Origin of the sequence: Methanospirillum sp., from assembly GCF_035406105.1 — an archaeon.
In the GTDB taxonomy this organism is placed as follows: Archaea; Halobacteriota; Methanomicrobia; order Methanomicrobiales; family Methanospirillaceae; genus Methanospirillum.
The window spans coordinates 1-6,079 of record NZ_DAONKG010000151.1 but is presented as its reverse complement, the minus strand read 5'-3'; the positions used below and the strand labels follow the sequence as shown (position 1 = coordinate 6,079).

The window sequence follows — 6,079 nt, the reverse complement described above, 5'->3', positions numbered from 1 at the left end:
CGGTGTTGGTACCTGGCTGCCACCATGCAATCTGGCTGGCACCACCGGTGGCTGCAGACACATCAAGTCCCTTCTCACCAAGGAAGACTTCTCCTCCGGCCGGGATCTTGTTGATAGCTGCAGATGCCGGGAGTGCAACCAGTGCAAGTGCAACAAGCACCATCATGACAACTGCAAATTTTGCGTTCATTACATGTCCTCCGAACAAACGTTCGATTCGCATCCATCCGCCGATCAGCCATTGTTATTGGTGACTGTTCACCGGAGAGATACTCTATACTCCGAGAAATCGAAGTATGACTAGATATTTGTGAAATGCCTATTATATCCTTTTTGGTATGAAACACCTGAAAAATGATTCATCGTGACTTCATTTTTTTAAATTCCCAAAATATCATGAGTTTTCAGGATCGCCTCCCAATTCTGTACCTTCATAATCATTATTTATTATGAATGGATCAGAAATCTTCGCGCATTGAGCGTCTCACATACATGAGAGATCCCGGGATTATAAAAACCTATATATGGAAGAGAGAATAACATATAGAGGCTTCAGCCCGATAGTGTAGAGGTCAATCATACAAGGCTCTGGACCTTGTGACAGCAGTTCGAATCTGCTTCGGGCTATATCAGTCACTTTTCTGACCAGGACAATATATTCCCCATACTGCAACATGGCCGGTGTGATATCGCTCCAGATTTATTATCCTGATGCCGGAGATTCCGGCATGTCCAAGGAGCTGAACGACATTCTCAATCATCTCCTCCCTGTTTTTCTGAACTCCCATGGATAATAATTTGAGAAAGAGTATCAGATGACCCCCGTCCCTGAGAAAGACGAGATTTCTGATCACGATTTCAGCCTGGTCCCGCTGGGCAATATCCTGAATAAGCACATCCACCAGTTCTACAAACGGAAGATATCGCTCCGGGTATCTGGCATCTTCAAACAGGGGAATAATATTGGATCGTGAATGTGCAAGACGTACAAGGTCCCGTGCAGGACGGGAAGAGAACTCAACCGCATATACAACCTCGGCATAATCGGAAAGAAATGAAACCGTTGAACCGGCTGCTGCACCCAGATACAGAATACGGGCACCGGTAACAGGGGGTTCGTCAGGCGTATGGAGATAACACAATGCAGCAACCTTGCTGCGGCCGGGATCCCAGATCCGCATCCCTTGATACACCAGATCGCCAGGCAGAATTGCTCCTGGGGACAATAATATTCCATTCTGCCAGATCATGCCTTCTCTCCTGCCCGGAGGATCTTCATCCCGGCAGTCTGAATAAATCTCTCATCACGGACTCCACGATAATAATCAATCCGGGCAGCAATTGCCAACTGACATGCAAGTACCCTGCTGACCCGGCCCCGGAGTCGTTTTCTGGTATGATGCACTCCCTTATACTGATACAGTAATCCGTGTTTCGGCGGCCGTGTTCCGCTCGTCAGATGTGTGAACAGAGACGGTCCGGCCCCAAGAACCTGAATTGTTGCAGCAGGCATACACGCAAGATGGCGTTTGCTCCCGGCATGTGCAAGAAGGCGGGCACTCACCAGGGGTCCGCACAATGCAGACATATTTGGAAGGGTTTTTTCAGAGTATTCCCGTACGGATTTTGAGAGAACCGTACGGGATTCAACGAGTCGCAGAATGTTTTTGCTTATCGGACTTAAAGGATGACTCGCATCTTTTGCAAGCGTGTCAATGAGTGATCTGATTGTCCGATCAGATCCGGCCAGTTCTGCGGGGTGAAGAGCCATATAATAATCCTCAATCTTTTCTGACAGCCGTGATACCGCCTGATCGGTCTCATCAAGTATCCTGACAAGATGGATGAGGGTGACCTCTTCTCTATCACATCTCTCCTCAAGGTCCCTGATGGCAAGTCCAATTGCAAGAGACCTCACAAGAGACAGGTACTCCGGACGGCCTGATACGACACCCGCACTGACAGCATCCTCCCATACCGGCAGGGGAAGCAGCACCAAATCATCACGACAATGACGGACTTTTTCAATAAATTCCTGCCAGGATGGAGAAGAAGGGTTGTTTTGTTGTATACACTCCTGATCACAGAGCTCATACCAGAACCTCAATCCTTTTCTGTCCTGATTGTGTGCCATCTATACCACCATAATTCCGAATGAATAGAGAATTACCGGAACCGTTACCACACCCATGCAGGGAACCCGTGAGACCTCGATCATGCCAGGTATCATCCCGATCGCTGTAGCAAGCATCAGAACAACAAGACCAAACGGACCGGTCAGCATTCCACATACCAGAACAAGGGTAATGGCAACCCCGGTATTCAGACGGGAACTGTTCAGGCCGGATAATGCGGGGGCGGCTCTTGCAAGACCAATGGTAATGCAATATGCACAGAGTGCCGCAACTGATGCAATCGTCAGAAGGAAAAGAACGGGAGGAGTCTCAAACCCGGAGAATGCAGCCATAACACCGTTTCTCATTCTGCCGATGGCGACAAACACTGCTATCCCGATTATCGCGTTTGCGAGGGTTGACGCTCCTGTGGCAGCAAGATAACTTCTTCTCTCCCGATCATAGGGTATCCAACCGGATATGACCGCATTTGCACTTGCAGTTGACAAACCCGGAAGCCATCCGACGATCAGACCTGCAAGGGTCCCCGGAACTGCTGCACGTGCAATACCCGCGGTAGACAGGGAAAGCCCTGAAAAATGCTGTCGGGGGATGGTTCCTTCGGAGGCGGTGAGCAGAAACGGAAGGCCAAAAAGACCGGTCAGAAGCGGCATCAGGATACTGCCTGCACCATAGGTATTCCACGAGAGGAAATCATACCTGAATGCAAAAAGACCAAGGATACCGGATACCACAAATAGTATCAAGAGCCAGCCGGCAGCCTCACTGCGCACGATAACCAGTCCCATGATCAGAACAAGAAGAGAGCCGGTGACAATATCAACAGAATCCTGCAGGAGGGGAATAAACCACAGGGCAGAAAGAGCCAGAGGTACTGCAAAAATAACTCCCCAGAGACTGCCAAGGGCCGATATGCGGACCGCCTCTTCTCCTCTTCCCTCAAGCGTGAGAGCATGGGCAGGAAGAACTGACAGGGAAGTTCCTTCATCCGGTACTCCCAGGAATGTTGCAGGAATTATTTCAAGAAATGAGTGGGTGACGAGCGTCGCGATCAGGATCGCTGCCATTCCTTCCGCCCCCATAATCGGCAGAAGGATCGGGGAAAATCCAAGGAGCAGGGCTGCAATCATATTTGCGTGTATTCCCGGGGTCAGACCACTGACAGTTCCACAGAGCATCCCACCTGTAATACCGGCTAAAACAGGAATCATCTGGTTCTCATGGATTTAAGTGTATAGAACGCATAAAATATCCGCATCCGTTCTGAATAAGAGTGGCCGGGGGATGATATGCGGATTGCAATTACACGTCTGAAAGGAAAAGAGGGAGATGACCAGGCACGGTGCGCACGAAGAGGTCATGAGTGTTATACAGTCTCTCCACTTATCGGGGAGATGAACCCTGACCAGATCGATGCATTTATTCAGGATGTTCAGGACAGAAAATTTGACTGTATATTTTTTACCAGTGCCCTGCCGGCCCATCAGATCGGGCCATATCTGGAGGACCTGCCCCTGCCGAGGGTGATCGCAATCGGGCCGCAAACCGCAAAGGCACTCAGGGAGTATGGCATTCTTTGCGAAGTGCTTCATGAGTTCTACTCCCGGGCATTCGTGCCGTACCTCGGAGAGTGGATTGCAGGAAAAAAGATTGGAATTCCCCGATCTGATGCGCCAAATCCTCAGCTTCTTCAGGGAATCAGGGATGCCGGCGGACTACCCCATGAATATCAGATTTACTCACTCATACCGACATATGAGCTCCTCACCCTTGACAAGGCAGAGGCGATTCTGTTTACCAGTGCCCTGTCATTTAAATCAGCCATCTGGAAACGCCGGGAGGATCTCATTCTTCTCGCCATCGGGGAAGTAACAGCACAGGCAATGGAGGATGCTGGCCTCATACCGGATGTGGTCGGTGACGGGTCTCTTGAAGGAACCCTTGATGAACTCAATCTCTTTCTCCTCCTGAATCCGGGGGGATAATGGAGCACTCATCTTCGATCCCGGTACGTCCTGCTGCACAGGGAGCAATCATTCTCATTGACAAGCCTCGCGGACCCTCCAGCCACCAGGTTGCAGCATGGGTCCGTGAGATTACCGGCGTATCATCCGTCGGACATACCGGGACGCTTGATCCACAGGTCTCGGGCGTCCTTGTCATTCTCCTTGGCCGGGCAGTACGGCTCACAACCATTCTGCATCAGGACGATAAGGAGTATGTTGCACTGCTCCGGCTGCAGGGAGATGTGTCTGATGCGGATCTTGCCGAAGTAATCCGCCATTTTACCGGACGGATCTATCAGCGGCCCCCCAGACGCAGTGCTGTCAAACGGGCTCTGCGGATCAGGGAGATTCATGAACTTGAGATGCTCGGAAGAGACGGACGACTTGTTCTCCTCAGGGTGAAATGTGATTCCGGCACGTACATCAGGTCCCTGTGTCATCATATCGGGATGGCCTGTGGGGTCGGGGGAGCTATGGTAGAACTCAGGCGGACCAGGTCAGGCCCTTTCCATGAGAAGGATTGTGTAACGCTCCATACCCTTCGTGATGCCGCTGAACAGGCTCGTGCCGGAGATGATACGACCCTTAGAGCACTTATGCGGTCACCCCTTGAAGCGCTGGAGGGATTTCCCCGCATTACCATGAAAGAGTCTGCTGCAGATGCGATCTGTCATGGTGCAAGACTCTCTTCACGGGGCGTTGTCAGTCATGATCCGTTTCAGATGGAGGATTATGTGGTCATGATGGCAGGGGATGATTTTATCGGGATCGGACAGGCGCTGGTTTCGAGTTCACGAATCGTCCCTGGCGAAAAGGGACTCGTGGTCGCACCACGCCTTATTATGCAGGATACCGGTGTGTACCCGGCAGTCTGGAGAACTCATCAGACAAAAAGAGAAAAGGGTTAAAATATCTGACTGCTAACATATGTAGGCATCTTCTGTTTGCTGAGGTAGTCTAGTCTGGGAAGGCGCAAGATTGGAAATCTTGTGGGAGCAATCCCTCGGGAGTTCAAATCTCCCCCTTAGCGTTCCTGCAGTTGTTTACAGATCAGCTTCTGCACCCTTATTGAAGGTTACACAATACGGCAATTAAATCCCCATTTCTTTGGCAATGTCACGAAGGGGGCGATATCTGCCAGCATCAGCATCTTCCAGCCCTTTCAGTATCCTTCTTTCCAGGTCCTGATCGATCTCTTCTTCATCATAATAATCAAGAAGCCTGGTTATCACATCCAGGGGTGTTTCTTCAGGCCCGGCCCTGAGTCGTTCAATCCTCTGCATAACCGGATCCGGAATCTCCACTGCCTCACTCATAGGTATTTTATCTTCTTCAGAAGTTATCAAATTGTTGAAGGGGTTATGACATGAACACATCAGTTCACCAGCCATTCATTCATAGGTATTTGGCTCGGGTGATTAGATCAAAAATGTATAAGCATCAATCCAGTCAATTATTGGATCCAATTAATGTATAGCATCATAGAGTGTATAATTAATGTCTGCATACATCAGCCGGATGCTGACAGACATCTGCACGGATAAGATACTCTCAGCATGTGCGATAATAAACTGATGGGCCCTCCGGTAATGATGACAACACAGAAGAAAGAGGGGAGGTCAGGGAACAGAAAGACCTGACTGATAATCAAAAGCTTTTGAGAACTGAATTATCCCTCCAGTCACCGTTGCCTTATCTTTCATCGAGTTTGTGGATGATGTCCTGTTCCATGATACCCGGTCACTCCGGGCTTCCATGATATCAGCGGAAAATTCTGTTGTAACCGTTCCGATCGCATATCCAAGGCCGGACGATGGATTCGGTGTAAGCGCTATCCGGTATGAAAGGGCAGATGGGACTGACCCGTCAGCAGCCACAATCCTCGCCTTTGCTGAGGTGGAGTACTGGGCACTGTTCACATTAATGAGGGTGCTTCGT

General features: G+C 50.0%; 8 protein-coding genes and 2 tRNA genes. 4 read left to right on the top strand and 6 right to left on the bottom strand.

Annotation, left to right across the window (positions count from 1 at the left end):
• Positions 1 to 190: DUF3821 domain-containing protein (locus tag PLA23_RS09490; protein WP_324474994.1), on the bottom strand; the 190-nt coding region annotated here is incomplete at its 3' end.
• 364 nt (positions 191 to 554) lie between these two features.
• On the opposite strand from PLA23_RS09490, the gene PLA23_RS09485 reads away from it, so the two are divergent.
• Positions 555 to 627: transfer RNA gene (locus tag PLA23_RS09485), tRNA-Gln, on the top strand.
• Positions 628 to 629: 2 nt separating this feature from the next.
• On the opposite strand, the gene PLA23_RS09480 is transcribed toward PLA23_RS09485, so the two are convergent.
• From PLA23_RS09480 to PLA23_RS09470, 3 genes are read right to left on the bottom strand one after another with little or no spacing between them, the layout of a single operon-like run.
• Positions 630 to 1,250: a fibrillarin-like rRNA/tRNA 2'-O-methyltransferase gene (locus PLA23_RS09480; protein WP_324474992.1), complete on the bottom strand. Its 621-nt coding sequence runs from the start codon at positions 1,248 to 1,250 to the stop codon at positions 630 to 632.
• The gene (locus tag PLA23_RS09475) at positions 1,247 to 2,134 is read right to left on the bottom strand and encodes an NOP5/NOP56 family protein (RefSeq protein ID WP_324474990.1); all 888 of its coding nucleotides are present in this window, start codon (positions 2,132 to 2,134) and stop codon (positions 1,247 to 1,249) included. Before PLA23_RS09475 ends, PLA23_RS09480 begins: the two co-directional genes overlap by 4 nt.
• Positions 2,135 to 3,346 (bottom strand): tripartite tricarboxylate transporter permease, encoded by a 1,212-nt coding sequence (locus tag PLA23_RS09470; protein WP_324474988.1) that lies wholly within the window; start codon positions 3,344 to 3,346, stop codon positions 2,135 to 2,137. It lies immediately after the preceding gene.
• A gap of 78 nt (positions 3,347 to 3,424) precedes the next feature.
• Here PLA23_RS09470 and PLA23_RS09465 point away from each other — a divergent pair, with 78 nt between their 5' ends.
• The 3 genes from PLA23_RS09465 (at position 3,425) to PLA23_RS09455 (ending at position 5,171) form a co-directional block, all read left to right on the top strand.
• A complete protein-coding gene (locus tag PLA23_RS09465) occupies positions 3,425 to 4,120 on the top strand; it encodes a uroporphyrinogen-III synthase (protein WP_324331518.1) in 696 nt (231 codons plus the stop codon).
• Complete coding sequence (locus PLA23_RS09460) at positions 4,120 to 5,049, top strand: RNA-guided pseudouridylation complex pseudouridine synthase subunit Cbf5 (RefSeq protein ID WP_324331520.1); 930 nt, start codon at positions 4,120 to 4,122, stop codon at positions 5,047 to 5,049. Before PLA23_RS09465 ends, PLA23_RS09460 begins: the two co-directional genes overlap by 1 nt.
• A gap of 38 nt (positions 5,050 to 5,087) precedes the next feature.
• A tRNA-Ser gene (locus tag PLA23_RS09455) sits at positions 5,088 to 5,171 on the top strand.
• 61 nt (positions 5,172 to 5,232) lie between these two features.
• Here PLA23_RS09455 and PLA23_RS09450 read toward each other — a convergent pair.
• Both PLA23_RS09450 and PLA23_RS09445 read right to left on the bottom strand, forming a co-directional pair.
• Positions 5,233 to 5,457 carry a hypothetical protein gene (locus PLA23_RS09450; RefSeq protein ID WP_324331991.1) on the bottom strand — a complete coding sequence of 75 codons (225 nt, stop codon included), beginning with the start codon at positions 5,455 to 5,457 and terminating at the stop codon, positions 5,233 to 5,235.
• A 303-nt stretch (positions 5,458 to 5,760) separates the two neighbouring features.
• The coding region (locus PLA23_RS09445) for a hypothetical protein (protein ID WP_324474986.1) at positions 5,761 to 6,079 on the bottom strand (319 nt) is incomplete at its 5' end.